Genomic DNA, 23,189 nt, shown 5'->3' with positions numbered 1-23,189 from the left:
AGTGAACTATACCGACAAAATGATTGGACTTTTAATCCAAAATCAAAAGCATTTTAATGATTTTTAATAGATTTAAGCTTTATGATCAATTTTCAATCGATTTCACTGTCATTTCATTTCATTATTGTAAGTTTAGCTCGCATTTATTAATGATTCATTGGCTTATTTGCAGTTTATCAAAATATATTTGCAGATTTGGCTTTTTTATTTGCAGTTTCCGTCATTTTATTTGCATTTCTACCATTTTTATTTGCAGCTCGGCTTTTTTATTTGCAGTTCTTCCATTTTTATCCACAGTTCGGCTGTTGGCATAACAATCTTTTATCAAACGTAAAAAAACGTCATCAATTTAGATGACGTTTTTCATATTAAGCAAATACACTCTCTAATGTTTCGTCAGATTGCTCGCTCCAATATTTCAACCATTTTTTTGCGCCTTCAAGGTCGTGAAGTTTCGCTTGGCCGCATTGAAGTTCGTTTGCAGCTGGTACTTCTTCGACTTGTAATCCTAGTTCAGCTGTTTTACGTAATAATGTGATTACTTCTGAAATTGTTGGTGTACCAGCAATAATTAAGTAAAATCCAGTTTGGCATCCCATAGGAGATAAATCGATAATTTTAAAAGGGTCTCCAGCAGGTACTGCTTCTCGGACGTTTAATGCTAATAAGTGCTCTAAAGTGTGGATTGTAGCAGGTTGCAGAGCTTGCTTATTCGGTTGGCAAAAACGAATATCATATTTTGTTACAACTCCGTCTGTTCCAACTGCATGTGTCCCACAATGTCTAATATAAGGTGCTACTACTTTTGTGTGATCTAATTCAAAGCTTTCTACTGATGGCATAATCTATTTCCTCCTAAATTTCTTCTCTCTATTTTTTTGTAGCTTCAACGATCCATACAAAATCATTATATTGTTCGAATTTCACATCAAACCCATTTTTTTCAAAATGAGAACGAACAACTGGAATTAATGGATAGTATTCTCTTTTTAAATCGTCTCTTAAATTGATAAAATTTGCCTGTTCTGCTTTTGTAATTTCGTTTTTATATTCGTTTTCAGTTAAAAACATTGTATCTGCAAATACAATTTTCCCACCCGAATTCAATAATGAGCTATATATTTTAATAGCTTCATATTTTTCAAGATCAGTTAGATGATGAAATACATATGAACTAACAATTGTATCAATTTGTACTTGTGGTTTTGGAAAATCAATTAAATCTCCATCGTGAATTGTAATAGTTTCTCCTAATTTTTTTGAAGCGATAATTCTCATTTCAGGAGATGGTTCGATTGGAAATACAGTTTTTCCTGCATCAAAAAGTAATTTTGTTAAATTGCCTGTTCCTATTCCAAATTCAAGAATACTATTTCCACTTCTTTTAACAATTTCACCTAGTATTTCATCATAACGTCGAAATGCTTCTTTATATTCTGGGTCATGGCCTTGAACAAAAGAATCGTAACTATCTGCCCAACCAGTAAAAACATCTAAAAACTCTCTACCCATTTATCTCACCTTTGATGTTTGAAATATTAATGCTTGTTCTAGGTCTTCAATTAAATCTTCAATATCTTCTAAACCGATTGATAATCGAATTAATTCATCAGAAATTCCTGAAGCAATTCGTTTTTCCCTTGGAATCGATGCATGCGTCATTTTTGAAGGAATTCCTACAAGACTCTCAACTGCTCCTAAACTTTCTGCTAAAGTGAACCACTTTAACTTGCCTACAAATTCTTCTGGATCTAGACCTTCTTTTAATTCAAAAGATAACATGCCACCAAAACCACTGCTTTGTTGTTTTGCTAATTCATGATTTGGGTGAGTCGATAATCCAGGATAGAAAACTTTATTTACATTTGGATGATTCGTTAAGAAATTGACAATTACTTCAGTATTTCTTTCATGCTCTTCCATTCTGATTCCAAGTGTTTTAATACCACGTTGTAGGATCCAACTATCGTTTGGACCTAAAACTCCACCAATTGAATTTTGGTAAAATGCTAATTCTTCTGCAAGGTCTTCTCTATTCGTTACAGCAAGACCCGCTACTACGTCACTATGTCCTCCAAGGTACTTAGTACCACTATGAACAACAATATCAGCACCTAATGTAAGTGGTTGTTGCCAGTATGGAGTAGCAAACGTATTATCTACAATCGTTATCAATTCATATTCATTCGCAAGTTTAGCAATTGCTTTAATATCAGTAATTTTTAATAATGGATTACTAGGTGACTCAATAAAAATCGCTTTTGTATTTGGTGATATAACATTTTCAACTAAAGCGATATTACTTGTATCAACAAATGTAGCTGTTACGCCTAAATTTGATAATACTCTAGTCAGTAAACGGTAAGTACCACCATATACATCATCGCCAACTACAATATGATCACCCGTTTTGAATAGACTAAAAACAGTATGAATTGCCGCCATACCTGAGGCGAAAGCAAATCCTGCAACTCCGTGCTCGATGTCTTTCATTAACTCTTCAAGAGCATGTCGTGTCGGATTGCCTGTTCTGGAATATTCAAAGCCTCTATGCTTGCCAACAGCATCTTGTTTATACGTACTAGTTTGATAAATTGGAACACTAACTGCACCAGTTGTTTCATCTCTACTAATTCCCCCGTGTATTAACGCCGTCTTTTTCTTCATTATTTATCCCTCGCTATATATGTTTTTACTTAAGTATCTTTCACTACTATCTGGGAAAATCGTTACGATTGTACTCCCTGGTTTTGCTTTTTGGGCTTCCTTTAAACTTGCGTATAACGCAGCTCCTGAGGAACTTCCTACTAAAAGCCCTTCATTTATTGCTAGTTCTTTGACTAATCGAAATGCATCCGCATCAAGAACTGTATAAATTTCATCAAAAAGGTTCGTATCTACAAACCCAGGAATGAACTCCATTCCAATTCCTTCAGTATCATGTGATCCAGGTTCTCCACCGTTTAATATGGATCCTTCTGGTTCAACAATGACTGTTTTTACACTTTGTAATTTATCTTTTAAATACATCGCTGTTCCAGTAAATGTTCCTCCACTTCCAGCACCTGCAACAAATACATCTATTTTTCCATCAAGCTGGTCAAAAAGCTCTGGACCTAATGTTTTGTAATACGTTCTTGGATTCGCTTCATTACTAAATTGTGAAGGTACAAATGAATTCGGTATTTCTTTTGATAGTTCATTTGCTTTTTTTATAGCACCTGTCATTCCATCTTCTGTAGGTGTGTTTACAATTTTAGCTCCAAGCGCTCTCATTAAAGTTTGTTTTTCTAAACTGAATTTTTCAGGAACGACGAATACAGCATTTACTCCATATTTTATAGCTGCTAATGCTAAACCAATTCCTGTATTACCAGCGGTAGGTTCAATTACTGTACCACCTTTTTCTAATTTACCTTCATTAAATGCACTTTCTAATAATTCCATTCCAAGCCGATCTTTTACACTTCCACCTGGATTACAGAATTCTAACTTTGCAAATAGTTTTGTTCCTTTTGGTAAGGGGAATGTTGTAATTTCAAGCAATGGTGTTGATCCAATCAGCTCGTGTACTGACTTTACAACTTTCATAGTTTCAAACTCCTTTATGTTACAAAAAAGGTTAGTTTCTTCCAATCCATTATATGCAACATGGGTAAAATTGAACGTTGTCTTAATACCAACTATTCTTATTGGTATTATAAGATATTAATACGGAATGCGCAATAAAAAAGTACTTTTATCCTGTTTTATAGGAATTAAAAGTACTTTTTATAATGATTAAACTGATATAGTTGTCTGTTTGTTTCATTAAGAAAAAAACATTGTGACAAAAATGATCGAAAAAATAATACTAATTGCATCTGCAATTAAGCCTACTTTTAAAGCATCTCCCATTTTACGAATGCCTACTGCTCCAAAATAGACTGTTAAAACATATAAAGTCGTATCTGTACTCCCTTGCATAGTCGAAGCTAACCTTCCAATAAAAGAATCCGGCCCATAGCTTTTAATTAAATCTGAAGTAATACCTAACGCAGCAGAACCTGATATTGGGCGAATAACGGCAAGTGGAAAAACTTCTGCAGGAATACCTAACGAACTTAATAATGGGCGTAAAAGTTCTACACAAAACTCTAACGCACCAGACGCTCTAAAGATCGAAATAGATACGAGCATTCCAACTAAAAACGGAATGAGTTGAACTGCTATCGTTACACCTTCTTTTCCGCCTTCTACAAAAGATTCATAAGTAGGTACTTTTTTCCAAGTTCCATGTATTAAGATTATTGCGATAATAAATGGAATGATATAAAGAGATACCGCATTCATATATCCCATTTATTTTCTCCCCCTTCGATTTCTCCTACTTGCAAAATAGCTATTTACAGCAAGTCCCCCAATAAAAGAAACAACTTGCGCCAGTATTGTAACACCCACTATTTCAGTCGGATTTGAAGAATGATACGCCATTCTAACTCCGATCACTGTTGTAGGAATTAATGTAATAGCACTCGTATTTAAAGTTAAAAAAGTAATCATCTCATCACTTGCTTCGTTGCTATTTCTATTTAATATTTTTAGTTGTTCCATTGCTTTTATTCCTAGAGGTGTTGCAGCATTCCCTAAGCCAAATAAATTAGCGACCATATTGGACATAATATAACCAAGAGCTGGGTGATTTTTAGGAATTCTCGGAAATAGGAAAGATAAAAAGGGTTGAAATATTTTCGAAAAAATTTTTAATAATCCAGATTCTTCTGCTATGCGCATTAAGCCTAACCAGAAAACAAGAACACTAACTAGTCCAATAATGATGGTGATTGCTTGCTTTCCTCCATCGAATACCGCTTTATTTACTTCGTCCATTGTGCCATTGACCATAGCAAAAATAAAACCAATTATTGTAAGAGCAACCCAAATGATATTAACCATCTGAGTGCTCTCCCATTAAGCTTAATAGAACATCTTTTCCATTTTGGATAATTTCTTTTGTAAATACTTTTACTTTACTATTACTATAAAAAATATTTCGAACCCCGATTTGTTCCCCTTCTAATTCAATAATTGCTTTCCCAACAATTGCACCGTTTGCGATTTTCTTTTTAGTAGGTTTTTGCATTTCGATTGTTATTCTCACCTGATCTCTCTCTTTCTTTTCTAACGGATAAGAGAAATCATTCTTTAAATAAACATGCCCTTTATATTTTTTATTTGTTACTTCCTTTATTCCGCCTTTACTTAATACTTTTGTTAAAGGATATTGACTAAATCCATATTCAAATAATGACATATGATCTTGCCAATCTTGCCCATCATTAAGTGTAACTACAATTAGATCCATACCGTTTTTAGAAGCAGTTGATACAAGTGTTCTTCTTGCTTTTTTAGTAAATCCTGTTTTACCTCCAGTACTATACTTATACATAAAAGTCAGTAATTTATTTTTGTTTTTCCATACATAGTCCCAAGATTCTGCTGTATTTGGCGCACGATGTACTTTCGTCCCAGCAATTTTTGCATATTTAGGATTTTGCATAGCGTATCTAGTTAATAACGCCATATCAAACGCAGATGAGTAATGCTCTTTTCCTTGCTGATCGAGACCCGACGGATTACTAAAATATGTATTACTCATTCCGATTTCTTTTGCTTTTTCGTTCATCATATAAATAAAACCTTCTATGCTTCCTCCAACAGCTTCTGCAATCGCATTAGCAGCATCATTCCCTGACCTAAGCATTAAGCCATACACTAAATCCTCTAGCTTAATTTTTTGTCCAGGTTTTAAATAAATTGACGACCCTTCAGTTTGCACTGCTCTTGAACTAATTGTTACAGTATTTTGCATTTTGCCAGACTCAACAGCTAAAAGCGCAGTCATAATTTTTGTAATACTGGCTATTCTTTCAGAGTCATGCATTTTTTTACCATACAAGATTCGTCCAGTTTTTTGGTCCATCAAAACGGCATTTCTAGCACTAACTCCTCCAAATGCTTTAACATTATTCGTCGGAATTAGAATTCCGATTAAAAATAAGCCAATGATTCCTAATACTAGCCATTTTTTCATCTTTCGCATCAACTCCACAGTTAGTCCTAATTAGTACAAGTTTACGAATTAAACTATAAAAAAATGACTTTTTTTAAGAAAAAAAGTGCTTAAATCCGTTAAGGTATTATCCTTTAGCGAATTTAAGCACTTCATAATGTATGGCATTTAGTAAAATGGTTGCCATTTTAATTGACTAGCATAATCATATCGATAATTGACATCTGGCCAATTAACAATGTTCCAAAAATTTGTAATGTATGCGTCCTTATCAAATTTATATTGTAAATAGTATGCGTGTTCCCAAACATCTAAAACTAGTAAAGGAATTGTATCCCACTGAGTAAATAGTTGATGCTTTTCAGTTTGAAGAATTTCTAAACGATTAGCTCTTGGTGCCCAAACTAAAATTGCCCAACCAACTCCTTCTACTTTTTTAGCAGCTTGTGTAAAATGCTCTTTAAAGTCATCATATCTTCCAAAATCATCTTCAATTTGCTTTAATAGCGCTCCGTGAGGTTGCCCTCCACCTGATTTACTTAAATTATTCCAAAAGATCGTATGCAAATAATGTCCAGACCCATGAAATGCAAGCTCTCTTTCCCAATGCTTAATTAAATCATATTGCTTATTTTTCCGGGACTTTTCTAACTCAATCTCGGCTTTATTTAAACCATCTACATAACTTTTATGGTGCTTATCATGATGTAGCATCATAATTTCTTTTGATATATACGGCTCTAGCGCATTATAAGGATAAGGTAATGGTGGAAGCTCGTGCTTACCAATGCCAACTTTTTCTTCAACGTCCATTACACGATAAGCGTAGCTATCGTCATACTCTTCTTCATTTAATATCGATATTAACCGTTCTTGTATATCGTCAACATCCATACTAATTTCATCTAAAAAAGTATTTTGATCTACATAATGATTCGTTGTTCCCATTCTGTTTAACAATAGTTTAATTTTATATTCTAATAATTCCTTTTCTTGAATATGGTCAAATCTTTCAGCCAGTAACTGTAATACATTTGCACACCAGATTTCGACTTCCCGAAAGTAAGTGACGAGTTCAGATTGATTTAACATCATACACCTCCAACAGAGAAAATAAATTTCTCTTCTACTCTCCATTGTATGACATTAAAATTATAGCTATTACCTGTATTCATGCGATTAACTTAGGTGAATCACATTTATTAGATGATTAATTTGCTTTTTCCAATGCCGTATGATTTTCTGAATAAAACTCCATTTTTAATGAAATCACTTTTTCCAATTCATATACAATCATCATTAAACTGGCTCTTGTTTCAAACTCATCTCTAGATTCTGGTAAAGGCATCTTTCTGAAATCATTCATCATATGATTGAATTCACCTAATAATTCAATTCCTGTCGATTTTTCTTTTAAATAAACACCCGTGTCTTCAAAAAATTCAGCAACAATTTTTGAATGAGGATAATTTAGCTCAACTTTTTTTAATAAAGGAATAATTTGGTTGGCTATTATTTCAAATTGGCGCTCCCTCATCTCAAAATAATTAATATAGTATAAATTCGTTTTTATAAAGCTATTTTCAACTTGTCTATACGCCAATGTTTTAGCAGTATGTAATAGTGCTTTAGTTTCATTTATTAAATCATTTTGTAAATCTTCATCCTTACCTTTCATTTTTAAAGCGATCCCAAGAAGTAACATCTTAAAGTTTTGTTCGATTTTCTTTTGAGATTCAATCATTTTCTTCTCAATACTTGGCATATATGTATTCATAATTAATGCAATCGAGATCCCTACTGCCAATATTTCTACTTGATTTAATAAAAATGAAATTGATTTATCATTTCCTACATAGATTTGTAAAACGATTACTGAGCTTGGAATGATACCTTCTTGTAGTTTTAATGTGACTAATAAAGGAATTGTTAACAGAAAATAAATGACTACTGTCAATGGTGTATAACTCAAAAACTCAAACATCATCCACCCAATTAACATTGCAATAACTGAAGCAACAAACCGTTGGATCGCAACAATAAAAGATCTGCGTTTTGTATTTTGAATACTTAATAAAGTAACTACAGCCGCTGTACTATAATTTTGCAGATGGAGTGTTTCGGCAACCAAGAGGGATATTCCACTACCTATTGCTGTTTTGATTGTCCTTTGTCCTATTGAATACATTTGTTTCATTTCTAATCCTCTTCTCTTACAAAAGAAATTTCAATTGTATTGTAACTTATCCCGTATATAAATTTCTAGAAATATCCAATTTTTTTATTGTTTTAACCCAAAATGAAAAGACTAGAAATTTTTTCTAGTCTTTTGTCTTAAACATACTATTTACATTTAACTATATTCTAATTACTGCTTGTATTGTTGCATTTGTTTTGTTGAGTAATCCGTTTCATAATACTCAAGTTCTTCACGCATTTGTTGAAAAACCTTTTCTAATGACGAAAATAAATCTTGAACAGTACTTGGTACAGCTTTATAAAAAGTAATCGCTTGATTACCTGTGTAAGCTGCACGGCTATTTTCATACCACGCATCATTTTTAGGAGAGAAAAATTCTGCAATGCATCTGTGATAAATTTTATGTAATGTGTTTTCTGCAGTTGCTTTATGAAACTGTCCACTTAATATTTTCTCACACACTTCCTGTGCGTCCTCACAATAAACTGTAATTCTACGCAGTGACGACAGGATTTTCTCTAAGTAGTTACTATCCACTTTTGAATCTTCATGTTGAAATGACGGTAAAGAATTCTTATTTAAAAACAAATTACATTCTAGACCAACAATACCTAATTGATTTCCTACAATTTTTAATTGATGCTCTACCATCTTATTCGACATTTTATTCCCTCCGTTAAATTAGATCGATATTTCAATTTTATTTGAATTTTGTTTCATACTTTTCGCATAACCTACTACTTTATCAAAATCAACACCTTGTAACTCTTTTGAGAATTGATCTAATTCATTAATATATATTCGCTTTCTTCCTCGATAGTCAGGATTTTTAATAATTAATGCAAGTGCAACTATATCGCAAAAATCAACCGAAAGATTTTCATTTTCAAATAATCTAGTTGTTTCCAACGCACTAAATTCTGACAGTTTTTCTTCGAAGAATCTTACATATAAAACAGAAGTTACAATTTTTTGACCATTATATTCATATTCAACTTCAGAGCGATTAAAAAAATCTTCTGAAGTATTTGGCTGAGCCTTTACTAATTCATACCCATGACAATTATAAATTAACAATTCTTTCACCCTCCAAGATTTCCATACTATTAGTTTAACATAGGATAAGGTAATAATTGCAGAATTTTTTAACTAATCTTCCTTTTCAAATTTACTAAAAAACAAGTCTGCTTCTGCTTCTACCTCTTCCATTTTTAAATCTTGTGGTAAAGGTGGTAATTCTTTTATATTTTTTAAACCAAAATAATCTAGAAACTCGGAAGTTGTTCCATATAAAATTGCACGCCCTGTACCTTCAGCTCGTCCAACTTCTTTTATTAAATATTTTGAGACAAGAGTTTGGATTGGTTTTTCAGTCTTAACTCCACGTATATCTTCAATTTCTGTTCTCGTGATTGGCTGCTGGTATGCAACGATCGCTAAAGTTTCTAATGCTGCTTGTGATAACGAAGAATTCGATGGACTTTCAACTAATTTTTTGAAAAACTCACCATGCTCTCTTTTTGAAGTAAGTTTATATCGATTTGCTAAAATTCTAATCTGTAAACCTCTATTAGGTTGTTCGTATTCTTTTCTTAGGGTTTCAACTAGTTCTAAGACATCTGATTGATTTAGTTCTAGTGTCTCTGATAGCTCCACGATTGATATCCCTTCATCGCCAGCTACAAATAATAAACCTTCTAAAACACCTAATAAATTATTTTCCTGCTCCATTACAAGTACACCTCAGCTTGCTTTTCTTCAAAAACCTCCCGTGATGTTAGAAAAATTTCTGAAAAATTTTGTTCCTGTTCTACGACAATTTCTTTTGTTTTCATTAACTCCAAAATCGCTAAAAATGTTACTACGATACTTTCTTTCTCATTATATGGGAAAAGACTAATGAAATTAGTTCGCTTTTTTATACCTTTTAAGAAGGTAATTATTTCATCCATTCTTTTTTCAATCGATATTTCTTCACGTACGATTTTAGTTTGTAGTGGCTCTTGTAACTTTTTACGTTTAAAAAGCTTTTGGAGAGCACCAAACATATCATAAATCGTTACATCCGTCGGCATCACAATATCTTCTGGTCTAGGTCCGTATTCTGATAAGTCAACCGGATTTCGGGTAAAAATCATCGCACGTTCTGATTCTTTTTCCTGAAATACAATCGCCGCTTCTTTAAATTGCTTATATATAATTAATCGATTCATTAACTCGTCTCTAGGGTCTTCTTCAAGTACCGCATCCCAATCAGCTTGTTCTTCATGATTAGGTAAAATACTCTTACTTTTCATTGCAAGTAATTCAGCAGCCATCACTAAATACTCACTTGCAATGTCCAATTCTAATTCTTTCATTGTATGAATATATGAAACATATTGATCTGTTATTTCAGATACAGGTATATCATAAATATCAATTTCAAATCGTTGAATTAAATGAAGTAATAAATCTAATGGCCCTTCAAATGCATCAATTTTAACTTCATATTGCTTCACAAACTACTCACCAACTTACATTCATAATAAAAATATATTCTTTAACAGTATAAAGTATTATTTCATAAAACTATATAGCAGAAAAGGATTTTTCGTTAATGAAGTTACATAGTTCCACATTTTTTAGATTTCTGCCTATACCAATTTCTAATAAATTTCATAATATATCAGTGCAAGAGAATTATTTTTTTTGGTAAGGAGGTTATTTCATGAGTAAAGGTGCTGTTTCTCCAGAGTTCGGCGGTTTCGGCCACGGCAGAAGCTTTGCTTTAATCGTAGTATTATTTATTTTATTAATCATTGTTGGATGTGCTTTCGTCTGCTAATTTAACCCCGTGAATTAACAAAACGTGAAAGCCTAGACATAAGCTCTAGGTTTTCTTCTTTTTAAATAATTCCATTTCTGTTAAAATTTGAGTAATAAAGAGGTGAAAAACTTGGTCCATTACAATAAAAATGAACGATACATAAAATACTTATGTCATTTCCATTTTGATCATGATTTTTTTGAATGTCATGAAATTCTTGAAGAACAGTGGAAGCTTGAGTTAAATGAGGATTATAAAAAAGTATGGTTAGGTTTAATTAGATTATCTGTTGTATTATATCATTATAGAAGAAGAAACTTTACTGGTGCAAAAAAATTAATGCGTCATGTTATTGCATTTTCTAATGATGAAAATTTATTAGCAATGGCCGGACTTGACTCTATTCACTTTAATAAAATCATTTCAAAATTACAGCTAGCTATTCAAAATGAAACAGATTACAAACATTTTGATCTTCCGCTAAATGACCGTGAATTATTCAGACGTTATCAAAATCAAAAAGAACATTACTCAACATTTACTGAAGAATTAATAAATAAACATTCAACTCGTGATCGATCAGATGTTATTACGGAAAGATTAAAACAGTTGGAATTAAGAAGAAATATTTAAAAAGGTGCTCTTAAGAAGAGCACCTTTTAATTTGTAGACAAAAAACTGATTTTCAGACAAGTTGCAAGCGCTTGCTTTTTATGCGCAAAGACTCGTTAAGAACGGAATTATTATAGACGGTAATGAGTTTCTTTTTATAACACCTTTAAACTAGTGTGACAATGTTCAATAAATGAAGCTATTTCTTGTGTTGTTACAATTGTATAGTCAGTATATTGAGATCTAATAGCATCGTAAAGTGACGTTGCTATACCTTGATTTCGGAATGAAGGGTTTACACTCAAATGTTTAATTAAAATAACTTTATCTGGTAATAATTGTATTCCAATAATCCCTACAATATCGTCTAATTTCCAAAGGAACAAATGATTATCATCATTTGTTTCATATTCTTTTATTGTATTTACTAAGATTTTTACTGTCTTCTCATTTGGCATAAACGAAAGCAGGCCCATTGCAATTTTCTCATATGTTTTCTTATACCTAATTAACATGTTAACCCCTCTTAAACATTATTAAAACTCTAAAATATCCTCTAAATCAATACATAATATATGATTGATTATCCCTCTATAGTACGACAAATACTAAAAATCGTTCCAAATATATCAATATTTCAAATATATAATTCACACATTTTTCTGTCAAGTCTCAAAACACAGGATTTAGCCACAGGAGGAATAAGTATACGGGAAAAGTACATATGAATTTAAAAGCATATAAAAGGCTTTAATCCCTGTCTCTTAGGCTTTTGTCACCAATATTGTTTAATTGAATAAAGTAAATTTTAGTTAGAGTTTTAAAAAAGGGTGATCATTATGAGGTTGGATTTGGATTATACATCGCCAAGTATTCAATATACTTATGATTTGAATAAAAATCATGCATTTGTGAAAGACAATCAAAATGTAATCAATCAATTAAGCGTAAATGAAATGAATTCTTTAGATAATTTATCTTTATTGGATATTTTTTTAAGTGTTAGTAATGTTGTTGAGCCACATTATCATCAAAATTCATCTGAATTAGTTTATTGTATAGCTGGGTCTGCGGTTGTCTCAATTTTGAATCCTTATACAAAACAGCTTTTAAATTTCCCAATTACGCCGGGTCAAGTTGCAAATGTTCCACAAGGTTGGTGGCATTATGAAATTGCAACTGTTGACAATACTCATTTATTAGCAATATTTAATGCGCCTAGCCCTGACGTTATTTTATTCTCTGATTTACTGAAGTTTACCCCAACAAACATTGTATCGCATACTTACTGTTTAGATGAAAATCAATGGAAGACAGCAACAGCTTCTTTACAACCTTCTGTATTTATAGGGCCTCCAAAAAATTGTAATCAACAAGTACAACAAAGCAGGCAAGAATCTGTTGATCAATATAATCAGAATTACTATCATCAGCATTATTATCAACAACGTTATTAAATTTACTGTAAATGCTAGAATAAGAAACAACAAATTTCTTTTTAAGTTTATACCAAAAGCCACAAGTATCGTGATCTTGTGGTTTTTCAATTTCTTCATAAGTTATTTATGTGTAAATGGTATCAAATTTTGTAAATGTAATTGTGTCAAACTTGGCTCAATCCCTTATTATATTTGTAATTCTATCCATTTTTCACAAATATTTCATATGAAGATCACTTCATTATTCAATTTCTTTATAAAGTAAAAAAAAACCACAAGGTAAATTTACCTTGTGGCTAATTTCATTTGATTTGAAGCCCTTTAAACAAGCCTCATTTTTTGGTATGACTATTCTTCGTCCCAAACCTTAACTTCTTGCATAACATCGCCATTACGCATTCTTAAAACTGTATCCATACCTTCGATTACTTGACCGAATACAGTGTGTACTCCATCTAAATGTGGTTGTGGCTCGTGAACGATAAAGAATTGGCTTCCACCAGTGTCTTTTCCAGCATGTGCCATTGATAATGATCCAGCTTTATGTTTTAATGGGTTACCAACTGTTTCACATTTAATTTTGTATCCTGGGCCACCTGTTCCATTACCGTTTGGATCTCCACCTTGAGATACGAAACCAGGAATTACACGATGGAATGTTAATCCATTGTAGAAACCTTCACGAATTAATTTTTCAAAGTTTTCAACTGTACCAGGTGCATGCTCTGGGAATAATTCGATTAGGATTTGTTCACCATTTTCAAATGTAATACTTGCTTTTTTCATAATAAAATCCTCCTTATGTATGTACAACAATTTCATAAGACTTAATTGTCCTATATTTTTCATTACTGAATAAACTAGTAACGCTGTTCTTATCATACAAAAAACGAAAAGTAATGACAAGTTTTCGAAAATGACTATAATAGTGTAGTAAGATGTAAAATTTGGATTATTGTAAAGGGAGTGTCTTTTTGTTAAAACGAAAGATATTAGCGTTCACCATATCAATGGGATTAGTAGCTATGCCTTTGTCGGTATTGGCGGATTCTGTTCCTGGTGAAACAATCGTTACTCTTGGGCAAAATTTATCTGAAACGCAAAAACAATCATTATTAGCTGAAATGGGTGCACCATCTGATGCTAGAATTGTTACTGTTTCAAATCAAGAGGAACATAAATATTTAGATGGTACTGTACCTAATGCTCAAATTGGTACTAGAGCTCTTTCATCTGCTATGATTACAATTGGTGAAAAAAATACAGGCATCGTCGTTCAATCAAATAATATTTCATGGGTTACTAACTCAATGTATACAAATGCTTTAATTACAGCTGGTTTAAAGGATGCAAATATTATTATTACAGCACCATTTGAAGTATCCGGGACAGCTGCTTTAACTGGGATCATGAAAGCGTACGAGCTAAGTTCAGGTCAAGTTATTCCTGATGATGTTAAAAAAGTAGCGAACGAAGAAATGGTTAAAACCGCAGAACTTGGTGATTCAGTTGGTAATGATAAAGCAGTACAATTAGTCGCTAAGGTAAAAGAAGCGCTTGCTAAAAATCCAAACATGTCAACCGATGAATTAAAATCTTTAATTGATCGATTAGCAAAGGATCTTGGCATAACATTAACTGCTGATCAAAAAGCTAGTTTAATGGCTTTATTTGAGAAAATGAAAGATCTAAATATTAATTGGGATCAAGTTGGAAATCAATTAACAAAGGCAAAAAATAAAATCTCAGAGTACTTAAATACTAAAGAAGGTCAATCTTTTATTCAAAAACTAAAAGACTTCTTCTCAGCTTTATTTGATGCAATTCTTTCTTTCTTTAAATAAAAATCAAAAACCCGTGGCCTAATAAAATGCCACGGGTTTTTCTAATTGCTCTTTAATTCTGAAATATCAAAGTGTCGCATCACCGATTGTTTTTCCGCCTTTTTTATGTTGTTTTTCACTAGCTTTTGTTCGAATGACTAAATGCCAGAAGGCTCTACCATCGAATGGAATAAATGGCCAAAAATATGGTGTATTTAAAGTATTTAGACTTACTAAGAACAGAATTAATAATGTTGAACCAATCATAAAACCTTTAACTCCGAGTATGGCTGTTAAAATTAATATAAAGAATTTGGATAATTTATTTGCAAGTGCAAGCTCATAACTAGGAGTAGCATATGATCCAATCATTGAAACTGCCGTGTATAGTACTACTTCTGGTTGAAATAGTCCAACATCAATTGCGACTTGTCCAATTAATACCGCTGCAATAATACCCATCGATGTGGATACGGCATTTGGAGTATGTATACTTGCCATTCTTAGAAACTCAATCCCGGTGTCAGCAATGATTAATTGTAAATAAATTGGAATATTACTTGTTTCTTTTGGCCCAATATAAGCTAAAGATTTTGGTAAAACTTCTGGATAGTTACATAAGAGCAACCAAAATGGTAGTAAGAAAACCGACATAAAAATCCCAATATATCGAACCCATCTAAAAAATGTTCCAATTGCAGGAGTTTGTCTGAATTCTTCAGCATGTTGAACATGATGGTAATACGTAGCAGGTGTAATGATTACACTTGGTGATGTATCTACGATAATACATACATGCCCTTCAATAATATGGTTTGCAATAACATCAGGTCTTTCTGAATATCTAACGAGAGGAAATGGATTATATCCTTGTTTTAAAATAAATTCCTCTAATTTTTTATCCGTCATTGATAGGCCATCTACATGGATACCTGTAATTCGATCACGTATTTCTGTAACTAGTTCTTCATGTGCTATTCCTTCAATATATGATATACAAACATCTGTCTTTGAACTTTCACCAACTTGAAGTATTTCATTTCTTAAGTTTTCATCGCGAATTCGTCTTCTAATTAAGCCAGTATTGTTAATAATATTTTCTGTAAACCCATCACGTGATCCACGTACTACTCGCTCAGTATCTGGTTCAGTTGGACCACGTCCCGGATAACTCCTAACGTCGATCGCTATCCCTTTATCCTCACCGTCTACTAATACAACAATCAAACCTGATAGAACTTTTTTAATAACATCTTCAAATGTTAAAACAATCTCCACTGATTGGTGAACAATCGTATCTTCAATATTTTTAAACATTGATTTATTTTTCTCAACTTTTTCTAGACCAATCAAATCGTCTAAAAATCTTTGAATAAAACTTGTGTCTGTTAATCCGTTTACATAATATAGATGGACTTCAACTTTATCTACAAAAATCACTCTTTTTCCAATATCAAAACTTACTCCATAACCTAATCGTTCACTTAATGTATGAGCATTTGTAACTAGTTTATTCGTAAGATTTGTTGGCTTCTTTTCCGTTGTCAGCTGAGCTCACTCCTCTCAAGGATGTATTCAATCGCCTTTCTTGTAATTGGTGACCCTATTGCTATATCATCTCTTCCACCCATTTTACCAATATCCCCTATCCCTAAAATTAGTGGAATGTTTAATTGATCTAAGTTATAAACAGTGTCACCGTTTATTCTTCCTAGCTCTATATCTGGTACACCATATTTATCCACACCGTATTCAGTTAAATTCCCTTCGTTATCCATACTTACATCAACTTTGGTCCATTCCTGATGATGTGTATTTGATGCGACTGCTAGTGCTGCAATAACTTCAATATGTTTATCACTTGCTACATGTTTTAAAGCTTTTTCTCCAGGACCTTCACCCATAAAGCCACTGTCATCAAATAATACAAATATTGGTTCTTTTTGTGCTTGCATTATGATTTCGACCATTTTCTTACCAGAAAATTTAGTGGGATTACCTTGTGATTGCGAGATTGTACATCCGCCAAATTGTTTTGCCAAATGCTCAATGCTCCGATGTGCATAAACATCTCCGTCGGTTACGATAATGATCCTTTTCTTTTTCATAAATTAACCTTTTGGTTTAAAAATGAGTGCGATGATAAATGAAAATAAAATTGCTGCCGAAATTCCAGAAGAAGTTAAAGAAAAGATTCCCATTCCGATTCCTATAAATCCATGGTCATTTGCCTCCGACATCGCTCCATGTAATAAAGAATGTCCAAAACTTGTAATTGGAACGGTTGCACCTGCACCTGCAAATTTTATTAACTTATCGTAAATACCAAAACCATCTAATACAGACCCGATTACAACAAATATGCACATTACATGACCAGGTGTTAATTTTGTAAAATCAAAAAGTAATTGACCAACTACGCAAATTAATCCACCTACTATAAAAGCATTAACAAAATCCATCTAAAACACCTCCTAGCAGCTTTCAAAAACGACAGCATGAGAAATTGTTGGGATTGACTCTTTTTGCTGAATCATTGTAGGACTCAAGAGAGCACCGGTTGCAGCTACTAATATTCGTTTATATGTACCTTTATTTAACTCTTGAAACAAATGACCATACGTTACAACCGCTGAACATGCACAGCCACTGCCACCTGCAAATACTTCTTGGTTTTCTCGATCATAGATTAACAATCCACAATCATTATATTTACCAGCCATGTCATATCCTTCTTCTCTTACAAGTTGCTCACAAATTGGTGCACCTACAGCGGAAAGATCACCTGTTACAATCAAATCATAATCAGCAGGAGTCGTATTTGTGTCTTTAAAGTGTTGCACGATCGTATAGGCTGCAGCAGGTGCCATTGCTGACCCCATATCAAATGGGTCAGTTAAGCCTAAATCTTGAACTGTACCAATTGTGGCACATTTTACTTTTATTCTGCTTTTTTTATTCGAAAGAAGCACACTACCTGATCCTGTTACTGTAAATGTTGCAGAATCTGGTTTTTGCCCACCATATTCTGTTGGATAGCGGTACTGTCTTTCTGCAGTAGCATTATGACTACTTGTAGCAGCTAATGTTATTTTTGCGTAACCACTATCGATTAACTGGGCTCCGAGCGCAGTTGTTTCCATTGAAGTTGAACATGCTCCGAACATACATAAAAATGGAAGTTGCAATTCTCTAGCCATAAAATTCGCTGTAACATTTTGATTTAATAAATCCCCTGCTAGAAATACATCAATATCCTCTACCGTTTTGTTTGCTTTCTTTAGTGTTGTTGAAATAGCGTTTCTCATTAACGCTCTTTCAGCTAACTCCCAATTATCTTCATTGCAATGAAGATCTTCATAAGCGTAATCAAATTTACCAGCTAGTAGACCTAAATTTTCTCTTGGACCAACCGCAGTTCCACTTGCTTGAACATAAACACCGTTTTGGAACTCCCATGTTTGCTTCCCAATTAAAGCCATGGAAATCACCTCCTAAAATAATACTTTGAACGCATAGCGCAAGATTCCGACTACATATGCTGACACAACGCCATAAACTATTACACATCCAGCAAGCTTAAACATATTTGTTGCAACACCTAAAACGAGGCCTTCACTTCTATGCTCCATTGCAGCACTCGTCATTGAATTGGCAAATCCCGTTACAGGAACAGCCGATCCTGCTCCTGCAAATTGACCTATTTTATCGTAAATTCCTAAACCAGTCAGTATGCTAGATATCAAAACAAGAGTAGCTACCGTTGGATCACCCACATTTTTTTCAGTAAAATTAAAATAGTTAATATAGATTTTTGTAATACACTCACCTAAAAAACAAATAAACCCACCCACTAAAAATGCTTTAATACAATTTTTTAATACAGGTTTTTTAGGTTGATATGGTTTAATATTCTCTTTATAATTAGCTTTCAATTTTCCACTCATTTCATACACCCTTTACTCTATAAAATAAATCCAATGAAATAATGATCCAAAAACTTTCCCTAATGCGATTGCCATTAATAAATACACAATTTTTTTTTGAATACCGATTCGTTTAGCTAAAATTGGGAAAACGTTTAAAACTTCCGTTAGCGCTGCTGCCAACATCCCAATAAAAATTCCAGCTAAAAGCCCAATAAAAACAGAAAATATACTAGGCAAATTAAAAACAGTATTTCGCAAGCTAATCCAGCAGCCGAAAATTGCTCCCAAAATAACGGCAAATTCGTAAGCACGTATCTTTTCAATCGTTTTCGTTAATTGGGTTAGCCTCGGTATAATTCCTATGACTGATAAAAAAGCTACAAATCCAGTACCAACAGCAATTCCACCTGAGAAACCAACAAATACGATAAACAACTCTCTAATCATCAGTATTCACGCTCTTAGTTGGCTTTTTATTTTCATTTACTAACACATATTCATCCATTGAGCGCTGGTACTGAAACATCTCGACTTCAAGAGGGCTCGGCTCTTCGTTTAATCTAGTTTTAAACCATTGATTAAAAAATAAAATCATCCCAATTCCTAGCCCAAATGAATAAGGTACTTGCAGTAATAAAGGTTTATGATTATATTCTCCAGTAATCATATAGTAAATTCGTTGTTGAACTTGCTGCATACTAACATCTTCGTGAAAATAGATAATAGCTAGTGACGAACCAGTAAATAACAAGATCCAAACGAAACAAAACAGTATGAAACGATCCTTTGAAACTGTATTTTTAAGTTCTAAAATACACATTGTCACCCCAACAAGCTCAAACGAAATATCAGGATCAACTTCTTGAATCAACGGTAAAAGATCTAATATATCAATAACGGTATGAGTACCATCCTCCTTCTTTGATTCATGTACAATGATGTTTTTAATCGAGCTTATATCAATATTAATTCCTTGTAAGCGTGCAATATCTTCTAGAAGTACACGTTTACCTACTTGTACAACAACTCGATTAAGCAATTTAATATATAATACCTTTTTCATACTTTCCCCTCAGTTTCAAAGCTTTATGAATTCAATTACAACTAGTATGTGAAAACTTTTTAAAAATATAAGTGAAATTAAGGGCTGAGCTTTATGGCTTAATGGCAGGAGAGACTAAAAAAGTAGCAAAAGGAGGCTTAGGCAAGGAATAGAGAGTATGTAGCAAAAGTTGTGGTCAAAATAAAAGGCTGAAGAATCGTATTTAGATGATAACGATTCTTCAGCCTTTTATATATCTAGCTAAATATTTTTATTTAATTTTGTCTTTCATTTGTTGGAGAATTTTTTTCTCAAGCCTTGATACTTGTACTTGTGAAATTCCTAATCGTTCAGCAACTTCTGATTGAGTTTGATCTTTGTAATATCTTAAGTAGACGATTAATCGCTCTCTGTCATCAAGTTGTTTTATCGCTTCTTTTAATGCAAATTTTTCAAACCAATTTGTTTCATGGTTATCTGCAATTTGATCTAACAATGTAATTGGATCACCATCATTTTCATACACCGTTTCATGAATTGATGAAGGAGCTCTACTTGCTTCTTGAGCAAGTACGACATCCTCAGGTGTAATTTCCATATGAGTAGCGATTTCATTAATTGTCGGCATTCTTCCAAGCGTTTTACTTAGTTCTTCTTTTGCTTTTCGAATCTTATTATTCGTTTCTTTTAATGAACGACTTACTTTAACTGTTCCGTCATCTCGAATAAAGCGCTGGATTTCTCCAATAATCATCGGAACAGCATATGTAGAAAATCGTACATCATAAGATAAGTCAAATTTATCTACTGATTTCAATAAGCCGATACAACCAATCTGAAATAAATCATCTGGTTCATATCCGCGGTTAATAAAGCGCTGAACAACTGACCATACCAGTCTCATGTTGTGCCCGACGATGCTGTCTCTAGCCTGTTGATCTCCATCCTGACTACGCTTGATTAACGCTTTTAATTCACTATCTTTTAACTGCGCACGGGGTTGATCTTGCTTGACTTCTACGTCCATAGGCGATTCTCCTTAATTACTCAAAACATTGCTATTTGATAAGTACTTTTTAACCGTAATCGTAGTCCCAACATTAATTGTCGACACTACTTCACATTGATCCATGAAGTTCTCCATAATTGTAAACCCCATGCCCGATCTTTCTAAATCTGGTTTCGAAGTATATAAAGGTTGCATTGCTTCATCTAAATCAACAATACCAATTCCTTCATCTCGAATTGTTAAAGTAACTGTCTGATCTTCAAGAAGAACTGAAATATATACGATGCCTTCAGGATTATTTTCATACCCATGAATAATCGAATTTGTAACAGCTTCTGAAACAACAGTTTTAATTTCAGTTAATTCATCTAAAGTAGGATCTAGCTGTGTAATAAATGCAGCTACAGTTACTCGAGCAAATGATTCATTTTGACTTAATGCGGAAAATTGAAGGTTCATTTCATTTCGCATTATGCCACCCCCAATACATTAAGTCCATTTGACTCATCATCAGCTAAATGAACAATCTTAAATAATCCCGACATATCAAATAACCTTTTAATTGATGGCGAAATTGAACATACTGCCATTTCTCCACCTTTATTTCGAATAACTTTATATCTACCTAAAATTACACCTAAGCCAGAGCTATCCATAAATGTTAAATGCTCAAGATTTAATAAAATATGTTTGATAGTCTGTGACTCTAATACCTCGTTTACTTGTAAACGTAAATCTTCAGCAGTGTGATGATCAAGTTCCCCTGCTAGTCTTACACAAAGGATTGCATTCTTCACTTCTAGTTCAATATTAAGACTCACTACAATAACCTCCTTATTTGACGGTTATTGAAAGTTTCGTTAAAACTAAACCGAATTCCTTCAAGCTGACAAAACTAGTGGTAAAACGTCAAATCTTTTTAGTCATACTCGAAATAAGTCGTAAAAAATTAGTTGAATCCTCCAACTGTACGCTTAAATAAGTCATACCAGCTAGCTTCTTTTACTGCTTTATTCGCAACTAAATCTGTTTTAGACAATACTTTGCTACCTTGCTTTACGACTAAAACTCCTACTACTTGGCCTTTTTTAATTGGTGCTTGAAGATTTGTGTTGAGTTTAATATCTTTCTTTATTTTATTCAGAGTTTCACCCTTTTTTAGTACAACTGAAACAGGACTTTTCGTAACAACGTTTACGTCTTTAGATTTACCTTTACTAATACTTAGCCTATTAACATTTTCACCTTGTTTAATTAATTGTTTTACTTGATATTGGTTAAACGCATAGTCCAATAAATTAGTCATTTGGGCGTTTCTTTCTTTAGATGTTGGTGCACCCATAATTACGCTAACTACTCGCATATTATTCTTTTTCGCAGTTGCTGTTAAACAATATTTTGCTTCTGAAGTAAAACCAGTTTTTAATCCATCTGCTCCTGGATAAAAACGAACTAATTTATTTGTATTAACTAGCCAAAATTGTTTTTCTGTATCTTTTCTTAAATAATCCTCATAAGTACCAGTAAACTTTGTAATCAATGGATATTTTAATAATTCTCTTCCCATAATTGCCATATCGTATGCTGAAGAATAATGTCCAGGAGCTGGCAGGCCTGTTGGATTTTCAAAATGAGTATTTTTCAAACCTAATTGCTTAGCTTTTTTATTCATTAAACCGACAAATGCCTCTTCTGTACCGGCAATTTTTTCTGCCATTGCAACAGATGCATCATTTCCGGATGCAATTGCAATTCCTTTAAGCATTTCTTTAACTGTCATCTCTTCTCCAGGCTCTAAGAAGATTTGCGAACCGCCCATCGATGCAGCATGTTCACTCGTCATAACTTTATCGTCTAACTTTAGTTTGCCTTTATTAATTTCTTCCATAATAATCAGCATCGTCATAATTTTGGTCATACTTGCTGGTGGAAGCTCTTTTCTAGCATCTTTTTCATACAAAATCTTTCCAGTATCTTGTTCAATAATGACAGAAGATAACGCATTTTTTGCCAAACTTACATCACTATTCTGTGTTTCTCTTGCATTTACTTTTGGTAGTGATAATGAAAAGATCATTACACTACTTAAAAGAGTTAGTACTACCTTTTTCATTTATAACCCTCCATTCTTTTCATACATATTTTTTCCAAATAAAAGTAGTTTAATCAAACTCAAATGAAAATATTAGAAAGCATGGAACTATTTACATACTTCACTACATATGTTATAAGTAAAGTGTATTAATCACACCCATACACTTAATACACTCAGTA

At 32.9% G+C, this 23,189-nt stretch carries 30 protein-coding genes; 4 read left to right on the top strand and 26 right to left on the bottom strand.

What is annotated here, in order from left to right; translation table 11 throughout:
* Nucleotides 1-368 precede the first annotated feature (368 nt).
* The 13 genes from CN692_RS20650 to CN692_RS20590 all read right to left on the bottom strand — a co-directional run bounded on the left by CN692_RS20650 (nucleotide 369) and on the right by CN692_RS20590 (nucleotide 10,753).
* Nucleotides 369-842: an S-ribosylhomocysteine lyase gene (locus CN692_RS20650; protein WP_098121002.1), complete on the bottom strand. Its 474-nt coding sequence runs from the start codon at nucleotides 840-842 to the stop codon at nucleotides 369-371.
* Between the two features lie 28 nt (nucleotides 843-870).
* Nucleotides 871-1,512 carry a class I SAM-dependent DNA methyltransferase gene (locus tag CN692_RS20645; RefSeq protein WP_098121001.1) on the bottom strand — a complete coding sequence of 214 codons (642 nt, stop codon included), beginning with the start codon at nucleotides 1,510-1,512 and terminating at the stop codon, nucleotides 871-873.
* A complete protein-coding gene (locus CN692_RS20640; protein ID WP_098121000.1) occupies nucleotides 1,513-2,667 on the bottom strand; it encodes a bifunctional cystathionine gamma-lyase/homocysteine desulfhydrase in 1,155 nt (384 codons plus the stop codon).
* A 3-nt stretch (nucleotides 2,668-2,670) separates the two neighbouring features.
* A complete protein-coding gene (locus tag CN692_RS20635) occupies nucleotides 2,671-3,591 on the bottom strand; it encodes a PLP-dependent cysteine synthase family protein (RefSeq protein ID WP_098120999.1) in 921 nt (306 codons plus the stop codon).
* A 219-nt stretch (nucleotides 3,592-3,810) separates the two neighbouring features.
* On the bottom strand, nucleotides 3,811-4,341 hold the full coding sequence (locus CN692_RS20630; protein ID WP_098120998.1) for a spore maturation protein: 531 nt from the start codon (nucleotides 4,339-4,341) through the stop codon (nucleotides 3,811-3,813).
* Nucleotides 4,342-4,935 (bottom strand): nucleoside recognition domain-containing protein, encoded by a 594-nt coding sequence (locus tag CN692_RS20625; RefSeq protein ID WP_098120997.1) that lies wholly within the window; start codon nucleotides 4,933-4,935, stop codon nucleotides 4,342-4,344.
* Nucleotides 4,928-6,073 carry a D-alanyl-D-alanine carboxypeptidase family protein gene (locus CN692_RS20620; protein WP_373604966.1) on the bottom strand — a complete coding sequence of 382 codons (1,146 nt, stop codon included), beginning with the start codon at nucleotides 6,071-6,073 and terminating at the stop codon, nucleotides 4,928-4,930. Before CN692_RS20620 ends, CN692_RS20625 begins: the two co-directional genes overlap by 8 nt.
* Before the next feature lie 147 nt (nucleotides 6,074-6,220).
* Nucleotides 6,221-7,144: a superoxide dismutase gene (locus CN692_RS20615; RefSeq protein WP_098120995.1), complete on the bottom strand. Its 924-nt coding sequence runs from the start codon at nucleotides 7,142-7,144 to the stop codon at nucleotides 6,221-6,223.
* Nucleotides 7,145-7,262: 118 nt separating this feature from the next.
* Complete coding sequence (locus CN692_RS20610; protein ID WP_098120994.1) at nucleotides 7,263-8,249, bottom strand: aromatic acid exporter family protein; 987 nt, start codon at nucleotides 8,247-8,249, stop codon at nucleotides 7,263-7,265.
* A 171-nt stretch (nucleotides 8,250-8,420) separates the two neighbouring features.
* Nucleotides 8,421-8,915 (bottom strand): DUF3907 family protein, encoded by a 495-nt coding sequence (locus CN692_RS20605; protein WP_098120993.1) that lies wholly within the window; start codon nucleotides 8,913-8,915, stop codon nucleotides 8,421-8,423.
* Nucleotides 8,916-8,933: 18 nt separating this feature from the next.
* Nucleotides 8,934-9,329, bottom strand: coding sequence for a hypothetical protein (locus CN692_RS20600; protein WP_098120992.1), 396 nt, complete (start codon nucleotides 9,327-9,329; stop codon nucleotides 8,934-8,936).
* A 72-nt stretch (nucleotides 9,330-9,401) separates the two neighbouring features.
* Nucleotides 9,402-9,983 carry an SMC-Scp complex subunit ScpB gene (scpB, locus tag CN692_RS20595; protein WP_098120991.1) on the bottom strand — a complete coding sequence of 194 codons (582 nt, stop codon included), beginning with the start codon at nucleotides 9,981-9,983 and terminating at the stop codon, nucleotides 9,402-9,404.
* On the bottom strand, nucleotides 9,983-10,753 hold the full coding sequence (locus tag CN692_RS20590) for a segregation/condensation protein A (RefSeq protein ID WP_098120990.1): 771 nt from the start codon (nucleotides 10,751-10,753) through the stop codon (nucleotides 9,983-9,985). Before CN692_RS20590 ends, scpB begins: the two co-directional genes overlap by 1 nt.
* 209 nt (nucleotides 10,754-10,962) lie before the next feature.
* Between CN692_RS20590 and CN692_RS20585 the strand changes: the two genes are divergently transcribed.
* A complete protein-coding gene (locus CN692_RS20585; RefSeq protein ID WP_098120989.1) occupies nucleotides 10,963-11,079 on the top strand; it encodes a YjcZ family sporulation protein in 117 nt (38 codons plus the stop codon).
* A 111-nt stretch (nucleotides 11,080-11,190) separates the two neighbouring features.
* Nucleotides 11,191-11,694 carry a DUF309 domain-containing protein gene (locus CN692_RS20580; RefSeq protein WP_179874501.1) on the top strand — a complete coding sequence of 168 codons (504 nt, stop codon included), beginning with the start codon at nucleotides 11,191-11,193 and terminating at the stop codon, nucleotides 11,692-11,694.
* Nucleotides 11,695-11,828: 134 nt separating this feature from the next.
* Here CN692_RS20580 and CN692_RS20575 read toward each other — a convergent pair whose 3' ends face one another.
* Nucleotides 11,829-12,188: a GNAT family N-acetyltransferase gene (locus CN692_RS20575; RefSeq protein ID WP_098120987.1), complete on the bottom strand. Its 360-nt coding sequence runs from the start codon at nucleotides 12,186-12,188 to the stop codon at nucleotides 11,829-11,831.
* A 324-nt stretch (nucleotides 12,189-12,512) separates the two neighbouring features.
* Here CN692_RS20575 and CN692_RS20570 point away from each other — a divergent pair, with 324 nt between their 5' ends.
* Entirely contained in the window at nucleotides 12,513-13,130 is a 618-nt protein-coding gene (locus tag CN692_RS20570) for a cupin domain-containing protein (RefSeq protein ID WP_098120986.1), read from the top strand.
* A 330-nt stretch (nucleotides 13,131-13,460) separates the two neighbouring features.
* Here CN692_RS20570 and CN692_RS20565 read toward each other — a convergent pair whose 3' ends face one another.
* Entirely contained in the window at nucleotides 13,461-13,898 is a 438-nt protein-coding gene (locus CN692_RS20565) for a peptidylprolyl isomerase (protein ID WP_056466860.1), read from the bottom strand.
* Between the two features lie 224 nt (nucleotides 13,899-14,122).
* Here CN692_RS20565 and CN692_RS20560 point away from each other — a divergent pair, with 224 nt between their 5' ends.
* A complete protein-coding gene (locus tag CN692_RS20560) occupies nucleotides 14,123-14,956 on the top strand; it encodes a DUF1002 domain-containing protein (protein WP_257131827.1) in 834 nt (277 codons plus the stop codon).
* Between the two features lie 66 nt (nucleotides 14,957-15,022).
* On the opposite strand, the gene CN692_RS20555 is transcribed toward CN692_RS20560, so the two are convergent.
* From CN692_RS20555 to CN692_RS20505, 11 genes are all read right to left on the bottom strand, one after another.
* Nucleotides 15,023-16,483, bottom strand: a complete 1,461-nt coding sequence (locus CN692_RS20555) for a spore germination protein (RefSeq protein ID WP_098120985.1) — start codon at nucleotides 16,481-16,483, stop codon at nucleotides 15,023-15,025.
* A complete protein-coding gene (locus tag CN692_RS20550) occupies nucleotides 16,480-17,043 on the bottom strand; it encodes a stage V sporulation protein AE (protein ID WP_098120984.1) in 564 nt (187 codons plus the stop codon). Before CN692_RS20550 ends, CN692_RS20555 begins: the two co-directional genes overlap by 4 nt.
* A 3-nt stretch (nucleotides 17,044-17,046) precedes the next feature.
* Nucleotides 17,047-17,397, bottom strand: coding sequence for a stage V sporulation protein AE (gene spoVAE / locus CN692_RS20545; RefSeq protein ID WP_098120983.1), 351 nt, complete (start codon nucleotides 17,395-17,397; stop codon nucleotides 17,047-17,049).
* Between the two features lie 12 nt (nucleotides 17,398-17,409).
* Nucleotides 17,410-18,417 carry a stage V sporulation protein AD gene (gene spoVAD / locus CN692_RS20540; protein WP_098120982.1) on the bottom strand — a complete coding sequence of 336 codons (1,008 nt, stop codon included), beginning with the start codon at nucleotides 18,415-18,417 and terminating at the stop codon, nucleotides 17,410-17,412.
* A 12-nt stretch (nucleotides 18,418-18,429) separates the two neighbouring features.
* Complete coding sequence (spoVAC, locus tag CN692_RS20535; protein WP_098120981.1) at nucleotides 18,430-18,882, bottom strand: stage V sporulation protein AC; 453 nt, start codon at nucleotides 18,880-18,882, stop codon at nucleotides 18,430-18,432.
* A gap of 12 nt (nucleotides 18,883-18,894) precedes the next feature.
* The gene (locus tag CN692_RS20530) at nucleotides 18,895-19,311 is read right to left on the bottom strand and encodes a stage V sporulation protein AB (RefSeq protein ID WP_098120980.1); all 417 of its coding nucleotides are present in this window, start codon (nucleotides 19,309-19,311) and stop codon (nucleotides 18,895-18,897) included.
* Nucleotides 19,304-19,927: a stage V sporulation protein AA gene (locus CN692_RS20525; RefSeq protein ID WP_098120979.1), complete on the bottom strand. Its 624-nt coding sequence runs from the start codon at nucleotides 19,925-19,927 to the stop codon at nucleotides 19,304-19,306. The genes CN692_RS20530 and CN692_RS20525 overlap by 8 nt, the downstream gene beginning before the upstream one ends.
* Before the next feature lie 250 nt (nucleotides 19,928-20,177).
* Nucleotides 20,178-20,933, bottom strand: a complete 756-nt coding sequence (sigF, locus tag CN692_RS20520; RefSeq protein ID WP_098120978.1) for an RNA polymerase sporulation sigma factor SigF — start codon at nucleotides 20,931-20,933, stop codon at nucleotides 20,178-20,180.
* A 12-nt stretch (nucleotides 20,934-20,945) separates the two neighbouring features.
* Nucleotides 20,946-21,386, bottom strand: a complete 441-nt coding sequence (gene spoIIAB / locus CN692_RS20515; RefSeq protein ID WP_098120977.1) for an anti-sigma F factor — start codon at nucleotides 21,384-21,386, stop codon at nucleotides 20,946-20,948.
* Complete coding sequence (gene spoIIAA, locus CN692_RS20510; protein ID WP_098120976.1) at nucleotides 21,386-21,736, bottom strand: anti-sigma F factor antagonist; 351 nt, start codon at nucleotides 21,734-21,736, stop codon at nucleotides 21,386-21,388. The genes spoIIAB and spoIIAA overlap by 1 nt, the downstream gene beginning before the upstream one ends.
* Before the next feature lie 128 nt (nucleotides 21,737-21,864).
* Nucleotides 21,865-23,028: a D-alanyl-D-alanine carboxypeptidase family protein gene (locus CN692_RS20505; protein ID WP_098120975.1), complete on the bottom strand. Its 1,164-nt coding sequence runs from the start codon at nucleotides 23,026-23,028 to the stop codon at nucleotides 21,865-21,867.
* Between the last annotated feature and the right edge of the window lie 161 nt (nucleotides 23,029-23,189).

It is taken from the genome of Bacillus sp. AFS002410, assembly GCF_002556365.1.
GTDB lineage: Bacteria > Bacillota > Bacilli > Bacillales > Bacillaceae_G > Gottfriedia.
The sequence above is the reverse complement of the archived record's forward strand: the minus strand, read 5'-3'. Positions and strand labels throughout refer to the sequence as shown.

Bases quoted from the DNA above. Each gene is read 5' to 3' on its own strand.
- CN692_RS20505 (WP_098120975.1), bottom strand. From the start codon at position 23,028: ATGAAAAAGGTAGTACTAACTCTTTTAAGTAGTGTAATGATCTTTTCA.
- CN692_RS20640 (WP_098121000.1), bottom strand. From the start codon at position 2,667: ATGAAGAAAAAGACGGCGTTAATACACGGGGGAATTAGTAGAGATGAA.
- CN692_RS20570 (WP_098120986.1), top strand. From the start codon at position 12,513: ATGAGGTTGGATTTGGATTATACATCGCCAAGTATTCAATATACTTAT.
- scpB (WP_098120991.1), bottom strand. From the start codon at position 9,983: ATGGAGCAGGAAAATAATTTATTAGGTGTTTTAGAAGGTTTATTATTT.
- spoVAC (WP_098120981.1), bottom strand. From the start codon at position 18,882: ATGAGTGGAAAATTGAAAGCTAATTATAAAGAGAATATTAAACCATAT.
- CN692_RS20525 (WP_098120979.1), bottom strand. From the start codon at position 19,927: ATGAAAAAGGTATTATATATTAAATTGCTTAATCGAGTTGTTGTACAA.
- CN692_RS20560 (WP_257131827.1), top strand. From the start codon at position 14,123: ATGGGATTAGTAGCTATGCCTTTGTCGGTATTGGCGGATTCTGTTCCT.
- CN692_RS20610 (WP_098120994.1), bottom strand. From the start codon at position 8,249: ATGAAACAAATGTATTCAATAGGACAAAGGACAATCAAAACAGCAATA.
- CN692_RS20605 (WP_098120993.1), bottom strand. From the start codon at position 8,915: ATGTCGAATAAGATGGTAGAGCATCAATTAAAAATTGTAGGAAATCAA.
- CN692_RS20625 (WP_098120997.1), bottom strand. From the start codon at position 4,935: ATGGTTAATATCATTTGGGTTGCTCTTACAATAATTGGTTTTATTTTT.
- CN692_RS20635 (WP_098120999.1), bottom strand. From the start codon at position 3,591: ATGAAAGTTGTAAAGTCAGTACACGAGCTGATTGGATCAACACCATTG.
- CN692_RS20615 (WP_098120995.1), bottom strand. From the start codon at position 7,144: ATGTTAAATCAATCTGAACTCGTCACTTACTTTCGGGAAGTCGAAATC.
- spoVAD (WP_098120982.1), bottom strand. From the start codon at position 18,417: ATGGCTTTAATTGGGAAGCAAACATGGGAGTTCCAAAACGGTGTTTAT.
- CN692_RS20565 (WP_056466860.1), bottom strand. From the start codon at position 13,898: ATGAAAAAAGCAAGTATTACATTTGAAAATGGTGAACAAATCCTAATC.
- CN692_RS20620 (WP_373604966.1), bottom strand. From the start codon at position 6,073: ATGAAAAAATGGCTAGTATTAGGAATCATTGGCTTATTTTTAATCGGA.
- CN692_RS20645 (WP_098121001.1), bottom strand. From the start codon at position 1,512: ATGGGTAGAGAGTTTTTAGATGTTTTTACTGGTTGGGCAGATAGTTAC.
- CN692_RS20575 (WP_098120987.1), bottom strand. From the start codon at position 12,188: ATGTTAATTAGGTATAAGAAAACATATGAGAAAATTGCAATGGGCCTG.
- CN692_RS20530 (WP_098120980.1), bottom strand. From the start codon at position 19,311: ATGATTAGAGAGTTGTTTATCGTATTTGTTGGTTTCTCAGGTGGAATT.
- sigF (WP_098120978.1), bottom strand. From the start codon at position 20,933: ATGGACGTAGAAGTCAAGCAAGATCAACCCCGTGCGCAGTTAAAAGAT.
- CN692_RS20550 (WP_098120984.1), bottom strand. From the start codon at position 17,043: ATGAAAAAGAAAAGGATCATTATCGTAACCGACGGAGATGTTTATGCA.
- CN692_RS20650 (WP_098121002.1), bottom strand. From the start codon at position 842: ATGCCATCAGTAGAAAGCTTTGAATTAGATCACACAAAAGTAGTAGCA.
- spoVAE (WP_098120983.1), bottom strand. From the start codon at position 17,397: ATGGATTTTGTTAATGCTTTTATAGTAGGTGGATTAATTTGCGTAGTT.
- CN692_RS20630 (WP_098120998.1), bottom strand. From the start codon at position 4,341: ATGGGATATATGAATGCGGTATCTCTTTATATCATTCCATTTATTATC.
- spoIIAB (WP_098120977.1), bottom strand. From the start codon at position 21,386: ATGCGAAATGAAATGAACCTTCAATTTTCCGCATTAAGTCAAAATGAA.
- CN692_RS20585 (WP_098120989.1), top strand. From the start codon at position 10,963: ATGAGTAAAGGTGCTGTTTCTCCAGAGTTCGGCGGTTTCGGCCACGGC.